Raw genomic sequence first — 16668 nt, forward strand, 5'->3', positions numbered from 1 at the left:
TTTCTTTTTTATCCAAAGCTGGCAGATAGCGATCCGACCGTCATGGTCCAGCCATCAGCGAGTACAAACACAATTAATTTGAAAGGGAGAGAAATAATCAGCGGTGACAGCATCATCATACCCATAGCCATCAAGACACTGGCAACCACGAGATCGATGATCAAAAAAGGAATGAACAACATAAAACCAATTTGAAACGCTGTTTTAAGCTCACTGATCACAAAAGCAGGTAACACGATAGCAAACGAAATATCTTCCACATCTTGGTCTAATGGTTCGTTAGCAATTCGCATCATCTGCTCTAAAGCACTTTGATGGGTTTGTTTTAGCATGAAATCACGAACGGGTTTTTCGGCAGTATCAAAGGCTTGTAAAAGGGTAATATCACCGTTGTCATAAGGGACAAAAGCATTATCGTAGACATCCGTCCAGACCGGACGCATGATCAAAATTGTTAAAGAGAGCGCGATACCCACCAGTATTCTATTTGGCGGGCTCTGCTGTAAACCCAGTGCTTGGCGCAAAATAGAAAGTACGATAATGATGCGGGTAAAACTGGTCGCCATTAGCAGAAAGGCAGGGATAAAACTCAGTGCTGTCATTAACAACAAGATTTGTAATTTTACACTGTATTCTTGCTCGCCTTGATCATCTGTAACGGTCAAGAAGTTCAGCCCACTATTGGCTTCTGCGCTCGAAGAAAACAGTACGCCGAGCGCAATAAGTAGCAAAGTGAGTAAATACAGACAATGGCGCTGTTGAGATGTTGTTATCAGCAAGCGGTATCCCTGATCGATCATTTTTTAACTATCCATGGTGTTAAGAGGTGATTCGACGACATCAATTAGCCGTAGGCCATATTTATCATTGATCACAACCACTTCGGCATGGCCCATCAGTGACCCATTCACTTTCACATCAAGCGGTTCACCGTTGAGTTTATCTAGCTCAATCACACTGCCTTCACCGGCTTTCATTAACTCACCTAATGAGATTTCTGTGCTTGAGACCTCAAGAGTCACAGTCACGGGGATCTTTTTGAAAAAACTTAAGCTACGTTGCGACATGCTGCTATTAAGTTGAGGTGTTTCATCAAATTGTTCTAACTGAAGATCGTCGAAATTGAGGTCATCACCATTAAATAGGTCGGATTCGTTAATATCGCTCATGCTTATGTGTCCTTACTGGTGTTGATGATTAAAACAAGTTGGCCGTTTTGCTCTGCGACATGGCCGTTAAATAAATGCTCTTGACCAATACTGATCGGAGAGGATTGCAGTAAATCAATATCAAAGATGTCACCGGGCTTTAGCTGCAATACTTGGTCTAAAGGCATCTGTCTTTCACATAAAACTGTATTGAGTTTGACCTTGGTCGATTCAAGTTGCTGACTAAAGAGTGCATTAAGTTCAGATGTGGGTTGTAAGCCAATAACACTGGTTAATGTTTGAATTAATGCGGAATCAATACAGATGATGATGTCGCCAATCGTCTCTTCGCAGGTAACGGAAAGTTGAATGACTAAGCCGATATCATCTGATAGTGAATTATCACAGGTTTGCCACATATTTTCTGGTGCTATCTGGGCTGAAAAAAGTCGTCCTATGCGTTCTTGTAACCGCAAATCACTCGTTGTAATCGTTTGACTTTTAGCACTATTAAGACGATTTACAGATGAGTGATAAAAGCGATCGGCGAGTACAATGAGCAAGGGTGCAGAACAGCGAAAATTCATCATACCCCCGTCATTATGGGCCACCGTAAATGCCGCATGTTGTCCCTGTTTTGGCGATTGAAAATCAATACTAGTAACCGACATCGTCAGTTCATGGGTTTTCACCCACTTTTGTATTTGGTCAGTTAATCCCAGTAATGAATTACTTAAAATATTAGCTAATTCATCTTTGATTATATGAATAGGTTTTCCTAGCAATTCCACATTCAATATGGGATATCTATTGTCAAAATCTGATTTTATATATTCCATAGTTATCATAGTTAAGAGGGTAAAAACAAAGTGTAGTTGATGTTTATTCGTAATATATAAATATGTTTATCGCGTTTATAACTATGAAGATATAAATTAAAAATTTTTAAGAGCAAAAATGTGACTTTAGTTCATAGCATTAGTATTCGATGAAATAAAAATTGTTTTAATGTTTAAATTTAAAAAACTTCGATTATGATGAAGTTAAATCAAATAGAAGTGTGTTGCTAAACTTATGATTAATAATGGAATAATATTAGACTTTAGTATGACATTAAATCGTTAATACAAACGTCAAAAAAATGCCATCAAGAGCGTCAAATAATATTTATTCGACTTGTTTTCTATGGTTATTAAATAGATATATTCAAGCGTTAGAATATTAGGGTTAAATATAAAATCGCCATAAGATTTTTTGGCTATAATAAATCATGTGATTAATAGGTAGAGGTGAATGCTTATTATGACACTCATAAAATATGCAATTATATTTATATATTCGATTTTTATTTCTTTATTCTTTTCCATGAGTTCTGTCGCTAAAGAGTTATTTTTACCGATGGATCTTGTTTCGTGGGAATATAAAGGCGATAAATTTAGTTGTTCATTGAGTCAAACCATTAGCCAATTTGGGGCAATTACCTTCGTTGCGAAACCTAAGCAGCCACTTGGTATACAGGTACAAAGCTACCATGTAAAACCGCCTTATGAGCGTGCCATATTGAGCCAAGTACAGTCACCTTGGGCATTGAATACCGCACCTATCACAGTCGATGAGGTGGATTTAGATAAAAAATCAGGACAAGTCTCTTTTTATACTGATATTGAACTGTTACTTGAAGCCATGGCGCAAGGTAATTGGTTAGGAGTAAGGCTGTCATCGTCGAACCAAAACAACACGTTTGATGTAACAGTCCCTTCAGTGAATATGGCTCATGCAATGGCTGATTTTAATTTGTGTCGAGCCAAGTTACCTGCAATGGCATACCAAGATGCGAGAGACGTAGTATTGCAATTTAAGTTAGGTCAACGTGTGGTCAGTTCATCACAAAAACAAATCTTGGCTGATTTAGCGAGTTATTTAAAACATGACAAAAATGTCAAACGTGTATTGATTGATGGGCATACAGACAATGTTGGCTCCAATGTTGCCAATTTACAGATTTCAAAAATTCGTGCTGACGATGTAGCCAGCATTCTGCGTGAAAACGGTGTGCGTTCATCGCTGATGGAAATTCGCTCTCATGGTTCTCGCTATCCTGTTGCCAACAACAATACCCAAGATGGAAAAGCTAAAAATCGTCGCGTGACTATTCGCGCTATTCGCAAGGAAGATGCAGTAAAAAGGAAGGGTAGCTAATGCAGCCTAACAATATTCAATTAGTCGAGCCAAATTTAAGTGCAGCAAACCAAATTATTGCTGTGCTTGAAGGTAAAGGTTATAGCGTTAATCACTTCACTTCTGGACGTGCTGCGTTATATCAATCTCGCTCAGCCATTACTTTGGTCAGCTCGCATATTACAGATATCTCACTGACTGATTTTATACGTCAATTCCATCAAAAAACTGTCGCGACTAACCGTGCTTCCACACCTATTTCTATTGCTATTGTCGATCAGGCGCAAGGAATGATGGCGGCGGATGCAATGAAAGCAGGCGCAACCGATTATTTACTACGTCCTTTTGAATCTGAACAGTTACTGGGCTTACTCGCGCGCGTTGAAGCACTAGATAAACCCTTAACCAATATCGTGGTGGAATCATGGCGTAGCAAGCAAGTGTTGCAGTTAGCACACCGTGCGGCAGGGACAAACGCGACCGTATTGATCACCGGTGAATCTGGCACCGGGAAAGAAGTATTAGCGCAATATGTGCACCAACATTCTTCGCGTTCAAATGCGCCTTTTGTTGCCGTTAACTGTGCCGCTATTCCTGAATCCATGCTCGAAGCAGTGTTGTTTGGTCATGTGAAAGGGGCGTTTACTGGCGCGACACAAACGCAAACCGGTAAATTTGAAGAAGCCAATGGTGGTACGATTTTATTAGATGAAATCGCTGAAATGTCACCCAGTCTTCAAGCTAAATTATTGCGTGTGTTGCAAGAGCGTGAAGTCGAAAAAGTGGGGAGTCATAAAACCGTTCCATTGGATATTCGCGTCATAGCGTCAACCAATAAAGATCTTCGTGTAGAAATTCAAAAAGGGACGTTCCGAGAAGATCTTTATTACCGTTTAGATGTGCTGCCGTTGCATTGGCCATCACTGCGAGATCGAAGCGCTGATATTCTTCCTCTGGCGCGATTTTTCATCAATAAATATCAAATGGGAAGTGCGTGCCAGTTGTCGGAAGATGCGTGTTTTGCACTGTCTAAATATCACTGGCCGGGCAATATCCGAGAGTTAGAAAATGTCATGCAACGAGCCTTGGTGATGCGTCATGGTGATTTCATTACCGCACAAGATTTAATGTTGCCAATTGATCCTAATGCTGCGCCATCTTTACCTCAAACGGAGGGAGGGAATGGTCGGGTAGAAGCGAAGAAAATGGCAGAATTTCAATACATTATCAAAATTCTTAAACAATTCGGTGGTAACCGAACCAAGACGGCTCAGCAATTGGGCGTTACTACTCGCGCACTGCGTTACAAGTTAGCCGCGATGCGTGAACAGGGAATAGACATCGATGCTGTATTAGGTTCTGCGGCATAAAAGGAGAGTTAAATGAGCACAAATAATTCGCTACCGTCTGTATCATCTGAACAACTCATGCTTGATAAAATGCAGCAGATGCAGCAACGCACTCAAGCTGATTTCATCGTAAAACCTAATCTGATGCAGGTCGACGCAACCAATACACAGTTTGCCGCTTCGCCATTGTCATTTTCGCAAGCTATGACAGGTGTTTTAAACACCGTTAATCAACATCAAAAAATCGCCAGTGACAAAGTGACAGCGGTTGAATTGGGGAAAAGTGACGACTTAGTAGGCGCGATGGTGGCAAGCCAAAAAGCCAGTTTATCTTTTTCTGCCCTCATGCAAGTGCGTAATAAAGTGGTTGCGTCCTTTGAAGATGTTATGAAGATGCCGGTGTAACTTATGTCTGAAATCATTGCCCAACCATCGATGACAAATACGGCAACAGGTTCAACTGCGAGCAGTGGATTGTCGTCAAATCCGTATATTAATAACCTTAAAAATCTTTGGCATAGTAGTCAGCGCAATTTGGTCTTATCTGCTGTGCTTGCTGCAATTGTCGCTGCCATTATTGTGGTAGCGCTATGGAGTTCAAGTCAAAATTACCGCCCGTTATATGGGCAGCAAGAACGTTTTGATAGCGGTGAAATCATCTCGGTATTAGAAACAGAAGGGATCCCTTACCGCCTACAAGAAGCCAACGGACAAGTGCTGGTGGCAGAAGGTGAGGTCGCAAAAATTAGGATGTTACTGGCAGCAAAAGGGATCAAAGCCAAGTTACCGACAGGGCTTGATTCATTAAAAGAAGATTCGTCGTTAGGCACCAGCCAGTTCATGGAAACCGCACGTTACCGTCATGGATTGGAAGGCGAGTTAGTGCGTACTATTATTGCCCTTGATGCTATTGCTAATGCCCGCGTTCACTTAGCCATTCCACGAAAAACCTTATTTGTTCGCCACAATGCGGAAGCGCCAACAGCGTCAGTAATGGTTGAGCTAAAACCGGGTGAAGATCTAAAAACTGAGCAAGTTGAAGCCATCATTAACCTTGTTACTGGCAGTGTGACAGGAATGAAGACAGAAAATGTGTCAGTTGTTGATCAGTATGGGCGTTTACTCAGTGCTGATGTTGGCTCGACTGAAATGGGTAAAGTGAATGCTAAATACCTCGATTATCAGAAGAATCTCGAAAAGCAGGTGATCCAACGTGCCGCTGATATGCTAACGCCGATTGTCGGACCAAGTAATTACCGCGTGCAAGTCGCCGCTGATCTTGATTTTAGCCATGTCCAAGAAACCAAAGAGGTGGTTGATTCAACGCCTGTAGTGAAAAACGAGCACCGTATTGAAAATAACAGTATTGATAATATTGCTTTAGGTGTACCGGGTTCATTAAGTAACAAGCCACCCATTACTGGCGAAGAAGAGAACAAAGACAGTAAAAACACCAATGAACGAACGGAAATCAATCGTCAATATGCGTTAGGCAGCAGTGTTCGTCATACCCAATATCAACAAGGCAAATTAAATAAACTCAATGTCTCTGTGTTACTTAATTCTACTGCTGCACCAAATGGTAAAGCATGGACAGAAGCGGAAACACAGCAAATTAGCAATATGATCAAAGATGCGGTAGGGATCAGCGCTGCTCGTGGTGACAGTTTGAGTATTTTAAGTTTCAACTTCACACCGATTGCAATTGATGCGCCTCCTGCTATTCCGTGGTGGCAAGATCCAACCGTTCAACAACCACTACGCTACATGATCGGCGGTATTCTCGGCTTATCGATGATCTTTTTTGTGCTAAGACCGCTTATAAGTCATTTAACAGGATTAGATCGTCGACGTGATGAGTTAACTTTTGCGGAAGAAGGTATGGCGCACTCTTACGATGAAAGTCTGCAAACTCGCGAAGAGCAAGAACACGAAGAAACGTTAAATGAGCGTTTAGCCGCGAAAGGGATAAACGGAACGAATAACGCCTTTAGTGCCAACAATGATTTGCTGCCACCACAGGGCTCGCCATTAGAAATCCAACTTAAACACTTACAGCTTATTTCAACCGAAGAGCCAGAGCGTGTTGCTGAAGTCTTAAAACAATGGGTGAATGTTAATGAGTCAATCACAAACAAAAAATCAGACGGATAGTAAAACCCCTGCACTGACTTATGTTGATAAAACAGCCGTCGTATTGTTGGGAATGGGAGAAGATGCCGCCGCGGAGGTATTGAAGCACTTTACCCGTGATGAAGTGCAGCGTGTGACCCGTTCGATGGCGGCATTAAGTGGTATTCAAAGTGATAGTGCGAAAGGGGTAATTCAGCACTTTTTTGAAGATTTTCGTGCGCACAGTGGTATTCGTGGCGCATCGAAAGAATACCTTTCAAATACTTTGCGTAAAGCGTTGGGTAATGATTTAGCCAAAGGGTTACTTAATAACATTTATGGTGATGAATTACGTAACAACATGCAGCGATTGCAATGGGTGGATGCAGAATTATTGGCTAAATACGTTAGCCAAGAGCACCCACAAATGCAGGCAATATTCTTAGCCTATTTACCGCCAGAAACCTCATCGAAAGTGTTGGCGAAAATGCCAGTGGATTATCATGACGAGCTGCTATATCGCATCGCGCAACTTGATGAAATAGATCATGATGTTGCCGCTGACTTACATGATTTGATTGAACGTTGCATTGCTCATATGTCACAAGCGCAAAATGCACCTATTTTAGGAACTAAGCAAGTTGCCGATATTATCAACCGTTTCGAAGGTGATCGCGGCCAATTAATGGAATTACTCCGTTTGCATGATGAAGACATGGTGCACGAAATTGAAACCAACATGTTTGACTTTATGGTGCTTGGTCGCCAGAAAGAATCGACCATGGATAGATTGGTGCAAGAAATCCCTGTTGCGACGTGGGTGATTGCGTTAAAAGGTGCTGAGATCAGCTTACAACAAGCGATTAAACGTTCAATGCCACAGCGTATGGTGAAATCCCTAGAAGATGAAATGGCGCTAAAAGGTGCAGTACCTGTGAGTGAGGTAGAACGCGCCCGAACTGCCATTATGGATCAAGTGCGTGAGCTGGCAGAAAATGGTGAAATTGATCTTCAGCTCTATCAGGAAATGACGGTGGAGTAATGATGAAGAAAGTAAAAATACATCAGTTATCACCGGGGCAATATCGGCCTCATCGTTTTCCTCCTGTGGCAGAGCCAGTAAATCATGGTTTTAATGATGAATTAGGCGATGTTGATCCTGCGATTAATTGGCAAGACAGCCAGTTTGAATTACAACAAAAATTGGATGAAGGCTTTCAACAAGGGCTAAACAAAGGCTATGACGAAGGATTTAACCAAGGCGTTGTGCAAGGTCGTGATCAAGGTGTTATAGAAGGGCAAAAAGACGGTTTTCAACAAGGTTACGGACAAGGTGAACAAGCAGGGCGAGAGATCTTTAGCCAAGCAGTAAAACCAGTTGAGAAAATCTTGTTTGAATTAGAACAATGGCAACAAGAAAAAGACAAACAACAACGTCAGCTTATTTGCGACTTGGTACAAAAAGTGTCGCAACAGGTTATCCGCGCTGAACTGACATTGATGCCACAACAAATTCTCGCTCTAGTAGAAGAAGCACTGGATGCGATTCCGGGTAAAACAGAAAAAATCATCATTGAACTTAACCCACAAGATATTGATCGGATCCATACCATCAATAAGAGCTTACCTGAGTCTTGGAAGCTGATTGCTAATCCCACATTACCCGTCGGTGGTTGTCAGCTGATAACCGATAACGCAGAAGCCGATGTGGGGTGTGATGCGCGACTAGAAGCCTGTATCGAGAATGTGCAGCAACATTTAGTTGAGCAGAATCACCCGTTAGATACCCCAATCCGTGTTGAACAAGGAGATCAGCATGAATCGTCTTCAAGCGGATAGTTTAACCGCCCTTGCCGCTCTTGATAGTGTGCCTATTGCACGGGTCACGGGGCGGTTAGTAAAAGTGAATGGCTTAATGCTACAAGCCGTGGGGTGTCGTTTTAAACTTGATCAACGTTGCTTAATCGTCGCTGATGATGGTGAGCAGATTGAAGCACAAGTGGTCGGTTTTGATCACAATATTGCGTATTTAATGCCAGTTCGCCAACTCGGTGGATTATACGCAGGTGCAAAGGTGATCCCGATGCAAGGTGGCAGTACAGTGAATGTGAGCCACAAGTGGATTGGACGAGTTGTTAATGGGTTAGGAGAGCCGCTAGATAATGGTTCACCGCTACAAGGTGGTGAATGTTTATCGTTAGAACCAAAGCCTATTAACCCAATGAAACGCCAGCCAGTTGAATCACCATTAGATGTTGGTATTAAAGCGATTAATGGTTTACTGACTGTTGGTAAAGGTCAGCGCATTGGCTTAATGGCGGGCAGTGGCGTAGGTAAAAGTGTCTTAATGGGGATGATCACCAAATACACTGCCGCCGATATTATTGTGGTGGGGCTGATTGGTGAACGTGGTCGAGAAGTCCGTGAATTCATTGAGCGTAGCTTAGGTGAGGAAGGACGAAAACGTGCAGTGATCATCGCCGCGCCAGCTGATGAATCACCACTCATGCGTTTACGAGCGACCAAGCTTTGTCACCGCGTTGCCGAATACTTTCGTGATCAAGGCAAAGATGTACTGCTACTGATGGACTCATTGACCCGATATGCGATGGCGCAGCGTGAAATTGCACTCGCACTAGGAGAGCCGCCAGCTTCTCGGGGTTATCCACCGTCAGTATTTAGTTTATTGCCACAATTACTTGAACGTGCTGGTAACGGAGAGAATCCCAATGGCAGTTTAACTGCAATTTATACCGTGTTAGCAGAAGGGGACGATCAGCAAGATCCGGTAGTGGACTCTGCTCGTGCCATTTTAGACGGTCATATTGTGCTATCTCGCACATTGGCAGAGCAAGGGCATTATCCAGCCATTGATATTAATGCTTCCATCAGTCGATGTATGAGCAATTGTACTGAGCAAGCCCATGTCACCGTTGCGAATCAATTTAGACAGTTAAATGCGAATTATCAGCAAGTAAAAGAGCTACTTCCATTAGGTGGCTATCAACAAGGACAAGATCCTGAATTAGATCAAGCGGTAATGATGCAACCCCAGCTTAAACAGTTTTTGCAGCAGCCTGTGACTGAACACTGTGATTACCAAGCGAGCCTAACCCAATTAGCTAACTTGTTTTCAGTCAATCAATCCAGTCCGTCAGCACCATAGCCACACCGTGTTTTAGGAAATGGAGCAAGAATAAACCATGAATTTGCCAGTCAAAGCTGTTGAGCAATTACAACGATTATCAGAGCAAAAGCGCGATAAACTCAGTGCTATTTACCAGCAGCAGCGCCGGCAAGTGGATAATTATCAGCAACAACTACAGTTATTAAGCCAGCTAAAACAGCATTATATGGGGGCTGAACAAACACACGGCTCTGCGATTAACAGTGCGATGCTTAATAACAGCAATCAATTAACGTCACAGTTAACGACCATGATTGATCATCATCAGCATGAGCAAGCGATCATGAGTGCGGAATGTGATCACAGTGAGCAGCAATTACAAGCAAGTAATCAACAAGTTAAACGCTTTGAAGAAGTAAAAAAACGCTGGCTTGCCAAACAACAATACGAACAAGCCCGTAAAGAGCAAAAGCAATTAGAAGAGTTGATTAACTTGCGGCATAAAAAGCGGAAGGTCTGAAGTGCTCACTATAAGGAGATATTATTGAAAATGTATATGAGCTGCTAATCAACAAATTTAATACTTTGATTTCTAGTTATATCCTCTTTATCGCTTATTATTAAAAGTTTTTATCTCGTCAGCAATACTCCCCAATCGCATTTTATACCTCATTCTTACACTCTAAAAATGTAATCAATGACGATTAATTTTAATCACGCTCCCTAAATAACGCTTGAACCGTTGTGCAAAGTGCTGATTGATATATTTAACGGTTAATATGCTAAGCGATGTTTCTAGTGAGCGAGTAATGCGATGGAGTGCACTGCTATCGTTATCGTTATCGACTGTTGTCGCCAGATGAGTATGGTTACGAACCATTAAATAACAATCATGTAAGGATACAACAATGATCAAAAATTATTTCAAACTAAAAAAAATATTTAGCTACATTGGTACCTTCTGTTTAATTACTACAAGTAACTCGGCTACTGCATTCTATGATGCCTACCCTGAAAGTGAAGGGCCTTATATTAGTGGCTCGGCATCTGAAAATTTTACGTGGTTAGGCGAAGATTTCTCAAGCTACCCTAATAGTCAGCAGCTAGAATGTTCGAATAATAAAAGCGCCATCGATCATTTTGATGTTACTTCAGGATGTTTACAGTCTAAATCTGTGGATAGTGGGAAGTTAGGTTGGACGAACGATAAAGTCTTTCGTGTCGTCGCGATAGGAAAAGACAGTAATGGCAATGAAATAAAGTACACCGACCAAACGAATCAATATAGGGCGTACATTAAAGCATGGAAAAATTCCGGCACTATACCTGCTTGGTCTGGCTTACATGCGTTTGCTCGTTACCAAACATCTGATGATTTATATGTAGGCTCTATTCGTTATGACGGTAATGTAACGATTAAAGTAAAATACCAAGGTTCATACACTACTCTGGCTCAAACCAAATTAAGCAATGGCGTTAAAAACTACCTTAATACAGAGGGGAAGCTTGCCGCTGGTCAATGGTATGACATTCACTTTTCTGTGGTAGGTAATAAATTAACGTTGGCCCTAGATGGTGTCGAATTATTGTCGGTAAACAATGATTTATTAACTGAGGGTACTATCGGTATCCGCACCGATAACCTATCTGCTTACCTTGATGATTGGCAGTTGCTATCGAGTAATTCAACAGTTATTGATCCCCCAACAGATCCTGAAATACCCACAGATCCCGAAACACCAGCACAGGTCGTTGAATTTATCCCCGGAAAAACCAAAGTCATCAATGGTGAGATCTATTCGTATGATGGGCCGTGTTATCAAGCCAAAAATAGCCCTGGCAGTTGGGAGGTTCCAAGTAACGCGTCATGGTTTTGGGATGCGGTTGAATGCATAGATAATCCTTCGCCACCCACTGCTCCTGAACTACCGACAGAGCCTGTACCACCAACAGATCCTGTGCAGCCAACAGATCCTCTACCACCAACAACTGCTGTTGAGTTCATACCGGGTTCAACAAAGGTTAAAAACGGAGATACAGTGACTTATAACAATATTTGTTATCAGGCAAAGAACAATCCGGGTAGCTGGGAAATTCCAAGTTCAACGTCTTGGTTTTGGACTGTGGTGAGTTGTCCATAATCCACAGTAATATAAGCATTAAACCTCAGTCTCACATTAAGACTGAGGTTTATTTACAGCAAAGTGTAAATGTCTTTCACAAGCCCAATAATGTACTTACAACTACTTCACTACACAATAAACTTGGTCGTTCTGTTGGTGCATCGACATGGTGATTAAATAATGGAAATTAAAGAAATACATATTGCAAAATGTCACTGTGGTGCTGTTGAGTTAGAGCTGACGATGCCAAATGGATTAGAAGATCCTCGTCGTTGTTCATGTTCTATGTGTCGAAAACGTGGTGCCATCGCTGCTTCTGTATTACTTGAAAACCTAAAGATAATAAAGGGAGAAGATAACTTGACCCTTTATCAATTCAATACAAAGACGGCTAAACATTACTTCTGTAAGACTTGCGGTATCTATACTCATCATCAAAGACGTTCTAATCCCCATCAATTTGCAATTAATGTTGCATGTCTTGATGGCGTTAATCCTTATGATTTGGAGCCCGTCAAAATTTACGATGGGATCAATCACCCAAAAGATACGATCAACTTGTAACTGCAAACATTTATGCGTGTTATAGGAAAGTGTATAAGGTTACACTCCAATACATTGTTTTAGTGACACTTTAGTGCTTAAAGTAATGGGGTAGTGCTGCCCATATTTTAATTAAGCGTGATATGTTCTTATTTATAGGAGCAAACGAATGGATTTAAGTGTTAAACAAAAATTTGAAACGTATCCTGATGAAGTAACAGAGTCTCTGTTAGTTATTCGTTCACTTATCATAAATACAGCAAATGAACATGGGATTGCTGATTTAATCGAAACACTAAAGTGGGGAGAGCCAAGTTATATTTCTAAAATTGGAAGCACTATTAGATATGACTGGAAACCCAAATCCCCAAATGAATATCGTATTTACTTCCACTGCCAAACAACCTTAGTTGATACCTTTAAAGAGGTATACGGAAATACCTTTGAGTACGAAGGTAATCGGGCATTAATATTTAAGCTTGGCGACCATGTTCCAACGAAAGAGTTGTCACACTGCATATCTATGGCATTACGCTACAAAAAGATAAAACACCTTGATTTGTTAGGTGCTTAGAACATATAACAAAGTAATTAAACAAAGATAATACGTTGTGGGCTTGTTTCTATTGTCGGTTAACAGGCTATAAAATTAGTTGCGTTAAATTATATATAGCCTGAACAAGTTGATATTAATTTGCCCACGCACATTCTTACGTTTGAACTTTAGATTAATTAGTTACTGTATTGAGAATTCTGTGAATACCGAGGGAGAAGTTTAGTGATCACAATAAGGAAAGCAACTCAAGCAGATGCGGTTTTAATTCATGCGTTGAGAAGCCGCGCAATCTTAGATAAATGCTCAGCGTACTACAGTAAAGAACAGCTTTCATTGTGGACTGATGGGGGAGTGTCTGACGGATTCGTTCAAGATGTGATGAAAACTTTCTATGTTTCTGTTACTAATGGCCGCGTTATTGGTAGTGGTAAGCTCAATATCGAAACCGGTATGGTTGATGCTATTTTTGTTGATCCTGAGTACTGTGGAATAGGTGCGGCAAAGCAGATGCTTACTTTTTTGGAAAACTTGGCTAAAGAAAACGGCCTATTGTTGCTGAAATTAGAATCCACGATAAATGCGGCGCCTTTCTATCGTTCATATGGGTTTATAGGGGAGAAACTATCTACCTATCATTCACCAAGAGGCATTAGTTTGGATTGTATTCCAATGCAAAAGCCACTGGTAAAGCACGTTTAATAAACTCATTTTTGCCCCCAAATGGCTTGAGGTAATTCATTTACCACAAATTACGGTTGTGGTAACTCTTCTACCACAACTTACCACTAATTGAGATACCATCAAAAGCATGTCAGTCCAATGGGCTAGTTCTCTTGGCTAGCTCATATCAGCCCCAAAGTTACTTAGAACAAATACTCATTCATATTATGATAACGTGATTTTGTATTAGCTTTGTTTACTGTGTATATAAACAGTTTAATGACACGTGGTGATTTTATCGCATGAGTTCTGTTTTTAATAAGAAATATTTCTTGTTAAAAAAGGAATAAAATCCATAACCGATTGAAAATTAATTAATTTAACATTCTATATTGTATTAAATAAGACTGATTAAATACATTTCTTACTTTTCACATCCCCTCACAAAGCGTTATATGTAAAAAAGTGCTATCAACTTCATGATATATAAAGATTATGTCGAGTATAATAAAAGTGTTTTATGAGTATACTTTTGCGCGAAAGTAAGAATGCTTATTAATATACTGTTATGCTTACAAGGAAAATACAGTGAAACTTGAACAAAAAATTCCTCCTCTATTACTTACATTTTTATTTGCTGGCTTTATGAAGCTCATAAGCTTTATTACACCAAGCTTTAATTTAAACTTCCCATTTGCACTAGAACTATGCTTCTTATTTATTGTATTAGGTATTAGCTTTGCCCTCGCAGGTGTTTATTCGTTTAAAAAACACAAAACAACTGTTAACCCTGTAAGCACCGATAATGTATCAACCCTAGTTAATACTGGTATTTTTGGTTACACTCGAAATCCAATGTATGTCGGTATGTTTACTACTTTATTAGGGTACGCATTACTTTTGTCTAACCCTATAAACTTATTAATACTAATTATGTTTATTCTTTACATGAATAAATACCAAATAACACCAGAAGAAACCTTTTTAACATCTACTTTTGGTAATGAGTATGTTGCTTATAAAAATAACGTCAAACGATGGCTGTAATTGTAAGCATAACAAGCGCTTCAACGGGAAATTTACAGCTTGGCTCCCGTCGCTACGCTCCGTAATTATAGCCAAGCCATAAATTCCCGTTAAGCGGGCGTTATGTGTAGATTGAGGATTTAGAGAATTGAGAAGCACAGTATTAAAGAATATCCGTCAGCGTTCCAAATCGCTGCTTGAATTAGTTGAGTCTCTTGAGCCCTCACTGCTTGAGGTACAATTAGATGTGCCAAAGAGTAAATCAATTGGTGAGCACATGTGGTGTATTGTAGGTGCAAGAGAAAGTTACGCACGTTCACTCTTAGTTGGTAAGTGGGACGGTTTTACTTGCTCTCTTGAAAATACTAACAACCTACTTGATATCGTAGCAAAGCTAAAGTCTTCAGAGGTCAAGTTCGAAGAAGCGGTTACTACCATAAAGAGTTGGACAGAGGAGAGAGATGATTTATTAGTTGACTTACTTGAGCATGAATCAATGCACGAAGGGCAGTTGATTAGGCATGTTTATGCCCTTAAGCAAGAAGTGCCAAAGTCAGTAAAATGGGCGTAAACACATATCCTTATCTGTTATATGCACCTCGGAGTATTGTCGTAATGGAAATAAACACCTTAGTATTGTTTGTAATTGCAGCTCTATCTATAAACCTGATACCTGGGCCTGATGTAATTTACATTGTAACGAATACAATGAAAGGGAAAATGAAGTCAGGTATTAAAGCTTCACTGGGTTTAGGTGTTGGTTATTTGATTCATACATTAGCTGCTGTTTTAGGTCTTTCTGCATTAATTCTTAGTTCTGCATTTTTATTTGCGATAATCAAGTATTTAGGTGCGGCTTACTTACTCTATCTTGGCGTAATATCAATTATTAATTGTTACCGTAACAATTCTAAAATTTGTGTGGAAATTTCAGATGAAAAACAAAGTAATGTTTTCAAGCAAGGCGCCATCGTTAGTGTATTAAACCCTAAAGTCGCAATGTTCTTTTTAGCATTCCTGCCTCAGTTTATTGATCCAACGGGAGTTAATGCTACAAGCGAGTTGCTGACTTTAGGTTTGTTATTTAGTCTGTTAGCAACATGTTGTAACTTGTTCTATGCCAGTTTAGGAAGTATTTTGTTTAGTAGTCCTAAAGCTCAGAAATACTCAAGAACACTTGAAGGAGTATCAGGTACAATCTTAATTGGTTTAAGTGCAAAGATAGCCTTAAGCAGCAATAAATAGTGCATATAACAAATAAGGATATGTGTCGCGAAGCCGACACCTATCCGAAGTGTTGGACAAGCCCAAGCCACCTTATATAAGTAAATATTGGAAATATCATGAAGGGGGATGCCAAAAATAAGTCGAACGTTATCCTTGGTGTGAACCAATCATTTTAATACTCTGATTTATAATAAAATCCTCTTTAATTATGAAGCGTGAAAGCCATTATCCTTATTATTGAACGTCGGTTATCTGGGTCGAAATATTCCCGTTAATTGCATGACATGTTGGCAGCAGGGGCAAAAGGGTTGGGCTTTTATACGTACCGTTTTATTCGGTGAGGGCAACGTTAGTTGCCCGGCTATCATGAACATAAATTGGATTGCTTGAAGCAGCTTCTTTTCATGACCCCGCAGCAGACCATAATCACGTATTCGACGAAATCCTTTTGGTAACACATGTTGCAATATCAACCAGAGAAATTGCAACACAGGTAACGTGCGTGTCTTCATCGTTTGAGTTTGGCTATCTTTATAACGAAATGTCACCTGTTCATTATTGATATACAGAATGTCTTTATCCGCAATTACCCCTCGATAAAGGTATGTCGATAAATACA

The 16668-nt window shown here is 40.4% G+C and carries 19 protein-coding genes; 15 read left to right on the forward strand and 4 right to left on the reverse strand.

Annotated elements, in window-relative coordinates:
• Positions 1-8: 8 nt before the first annotated feature.
• From fliP to C9J38_RS18565, 3 genes are read right to left on the reverse strand one after another with little or no spacing between them, the layout of a single operon-like run.
• Positions 9-800 carry a flagellar type III secretion system pore protein FliP gene (gene fliP, locus C9J38_RS18555; RefSeq protein WP_107208377.1) on the reverse strand — a complete coding sequence of 264 codons (792 nt, stop codon included), beginning with the start codon at positions 798-800 and terminating at the stop codon, positions 9-11.
• Positions 801-803: 3 nt separating this feature from the next.
• On the reverse strand, positions 804-1169 hold the full coding sequence (gene fliN, locus C9J38_RS18560; protein ID WP_107208378.1) for a flagellar motor switch protein FliN: 366 nt from the start codon (positions 1167-1169) through the stop codon (positions 804-806).
• Between the two features lie 2 nt (positions 1170-1171).
• Positions 1172-1819: a FliM/FliN family flagellar motor switch protein gene (locus C9J38_RS18565; protein WP_233218531.1), complete on the reverse strand. Its 648-nt coding sequence runs from the start codon at positions 1817-1819 to the stop codon at positions 1172-1174.
• Positions 1820-2546: 727 nt separating this feature from the next.
• Between C9J38_RS18565 and C9J38_RS18570 the strand changes: the two genes are divergently transcribed.
• The 15 genes from C9J38_RS18570 to C9J38_RS18645 all read left to right on the forward strand — a co-directional run bounded on the left by C9J38_RS18570 (position 2547) and on the right by C9J38_RS18645 (position 16067).
• Complete coding sequence (locus tag C9J38_RS18570; RefSeq protein ID WP_233218532.1) at positions 2547-3347, forward strand: OmpA family protein; 801 nt, start codon at positions 2547-2549, stop codon at positions 3345-3347.
• The gene (locus C9J38_RS18575) at positions 3347-4696 is read left to right on the forward strand and encodes a sigma-54 dependent transcriptional regulator (protein ID WP_107208380.1); all 1350 of its coding nucleotides are present in this window, start codon (positions 3347-3349) and stop codon (positions 4694-4696) included. The genes C9J38_RS18570 and C9J38_RS18575 overlap by 1 nt, the downstream gene beginning before the upstream one ends.
• Positions 4697-4708: 12 nt before the next feature.
• Complete coding sequence (locus C9J38_RS18580) at positions 4709-5080, forward strand: flagellar hook-basal body complex protein FliE (RefSeq protein ID WP_107208381.1); 372 nt, start codon at positions 4709-4711, stop codon at positions 5078-5080.
• A 3-nt stretch (positions 5081-5083) separates the two neighbouring features.
• Entirely contained in the window at positions 5084-6829 is a 1746-nt protein-coding gene (gene fliF, locus C9J38_RS18585) for a flagellar basal-body MS-ring/collar protein FliF (protein ID WP_107208382.1), read from the forward strand.
• Entirely contained in the window at positions 6795-7829 is a 1035-nt protein-coding gene (locus C9J38_RS18590) for a flagellar motor switch protein FliG (protein WP_107208383.1), read from the forward strand. Before fliF ends, C9J38_RS18590 begins: the two co-directional genes overlap by 35 nt.
• A complete protein-coding gene (gene fliH, locus C9J38_RS18595; RefSeq protein WP_107208384.1) occupies positions 7829-8626 on the forward strand; it encodes a flagellar assembly protein FliH in 798 nt (265 codons plus the stop codon). The genes C9J38_RS18590 and fliH overlap by 1 nt, the downstream gene beginning before the upstream one ends.
• Positions 8604-9953, forward strand: a complete 1350-nt coding sequence (fliI, locus tag C9J38_RS18600; RefSeq protein WP_107208385.1) for a flagellar protein export ATPase FliI — start codon at positions 8604-8606, stop codon at positions 9951-9953. The genes fliH and fliI overlap by 23 nt, the downstream gene beginning before the upstream one ends.
• A gap of 37 nt (positions 9954-9990) precedes the next feature.
• Entirely contained in the window at positions 9991-10434 is a 444-nt protein-coding gene (gene fliJ / locus C9J38_RS18605; protein WP_107208386.1) for a flagellar export protein FliJ, read from the forward strand.
• Between the two features lie 388 nt (positions 10435-10822).
• Entirely contained in the window at positions 10823-12055 is a 1233-nt protein-coding gene (locus tag C9J38_RS21825; protein WP_158259524.1) for a hypothetical protein, read from the forward strand.
• Between the two features lie 162 nt (positions 12056-12217).
• Positions 12218-12601, forward strand: a complete 384-nt coding sequence (locus C9J38_RS18620; RefSeq protein WP_045130267.1) for a GFA family protein — start codon at positions 12218-12220, stop codon at positions 12599-12601.
• Between the two features lie 148 nt (positions 12602-12749).
• The gene (locus C9J38_RS18625) at positions 12750-13154 is read left to right on the forward strand and encodes a DUF1801 domain-containing protein (RefSeq protein ID WP_107208389.1); all 405 of its coding nucleotides are present in this window, start codon (positions 12750-12752) and stop codon (positions 13152-13154) included.
• A gap of 204 nt (positions 13155-13358) precedes the next feature.
• Positions 13359-13835 carry a GNAT family N-acetyltransferase gene (locus tag C9J38_RS18630; protein ID WP_199194434.1) on the forward strand — a complete coding sequence of 159 codons (477 nt, stop codon included), beginning with the start codon at positions 13359-13361 and terminating at the stop codon, positions 13833-13835.
• A gap of 549 nt (positions 13836-14384) precedes the next feature.
• A complete protein-coding gene (locus tag C9J38_RS18635; RefSeq protein WP_233218533.1) occupies positions 14385-14843 on the forward strand; it encodes an isoprenylcysteine carboxylmethyltransferase family protein in 459 nt (152 codons plus the stop codon).
• 127 nt (positions 14844-14970) lie between these two features.
• Positions 14971-15393, forward strand: a complete 423-nt coding sequence (locus C9J38_RS18640; protein ID WP_107208391.1) for a hypothetical protein — start codon at positions 14971-14973, stop codon at positions 15391-15393.
• Between the two features lie 44 nt (positions 15394-15437).
• Entirely contained in the window at positions 15438-16067 is a 630-nt protein-coding gene (locus C9J38_RS18645) for a LysE family translocator (RefSeq protein WP_107208392.1), read from the forward strand.
• A gap of 230 nt (positions 16068-16297) precedes the next feature.
• On the opposite strand, the gene C9J38_RS18650 is transcribed toward C9J38_RS18645, so the two are convergent.
• Positions 16298-16668: transposase (locus C9J38_RS18650; protein WP_199188069.1), on the reverse strand; the 371-nt coding region annotated here is incomplete at its 5' end.

The sequence above is a fragment of the Photobacterium sp. GB-210 genome (assembly GCF_003026075.1).
Taxonomy (GTDB): Bacteria; Pseudomonadota; Gammaproteobacteria; order Enterobacterales; family Vibrionaceae; genus Photobacterium.

What these genes read in the sequence shown, in the direction of transcription:
- C9J38_RS18570 (WP_233218532.1), top strand. Translation starts at nt 2,547, where the DNA reads ATGGATCTTGTTTCGTGGGAATATAAAGGCGATAAATTTAGTTGTTCA.
- C9J38_RS18620 (WP_045130267.1), top strand. Translation starts at nt 12,218, where the DNA reads ATGGAAATTAAAGAAATACATATTGCAAAATGTCACTGTGGTGCTGTT.
- fliH (WP_107208384.1), top strand. Translation starts at nt 7,829, where the DNA reads ATGATGAAGAAAGTAAAAATACATCAGTTATCACCGGGGCAATATCGG.
- C9J38_RS18590 (WP_107208383.1), top strand. Translation starts at nt 6,795, where the DNA reads ATGAGTCAATCACAAACAAAAAATCAGACGGATAGTAAAACCCCTGCA.
- C9J38_RS18565 (WP_233218531.1), bottom strand. Translation starts at nt 1,819, where the DNA reads ATGTCGGTTACTAGTATTGATTTTCAATCGCCAAAACAGGGACAACAT.
- C9J38_RS18625 (WP_107208389.1), top strand. Translation starts at nt 12,750, where the DNA reads ATGGATTTAAGTGTTAAACAAAAATTTGAAACGTATCCTGATGAAGTA.
- C9J38_RS18575 (WP_107208380.1), top strand. Translation starts at nt 3,347, where the DNA reads ATGCAGCCTAACAATATTCAATTAGTCGAGCCAAATTTAAGTGCAGCA.
- fliI (WP_107208385.1), top strand. Translation starts at nt 8,604, where the DNA reads ATGAATCGTCTTCAAGCGGATAGTTTAACCGCCCTTGCCGCTCTTGAT.
- C9J38_RS21825 (WP_158259524.1), top strand. Translation starts at nt 10,823, where the DNA reads ATGATCAAAAATTATTTCAAACTAAAAAAAATATTTAGCTACATTGGT.
- fliF (WP_107208382.1), top strand. Translation starts at nt 5,084, where the DNA reads ATGTCTGAAATCATTGCCCAACCATCGATGACAAATACGGCAACAGGT.
- fliJ (WP_107208386.1), top strand. Translation starts at nt 9,991, where the DNA reads ATGAATTTGCCAGTCAAAGCTGTTGAGCAATTACAACGATTATCAGAG.
- C9J38_RS18580 (WP_107208381.1), top strand. Translation starts at nt 4,709, where the DNA reads ATGAGCACAAATAATTCGCTACCGTCTGTATCATCTGAACAACTCATG.
- fliN (WP_107208378.1), bottom strand. Translation starts at nt 1,169, where the DNA reads ATGAGCGATATTAACGAATCCGACCTATTTAATGGTGATGACCTCAAT.
- fliP (WP_107208377.1), bottom strand. Translation starts at nt 800, where the DNA reads ATGATCGATCAGGGATACCGCTTGCTGATAACAACATCTCAACAGCGC.
- C9J38_RS18645 (WP_107208392.1), top strand. Translation starts at nt 15,438, where the DNA reads ATGGAAATAAACACCTTAGTATTGTTTGTAATTGCAGCTCTATCTATA.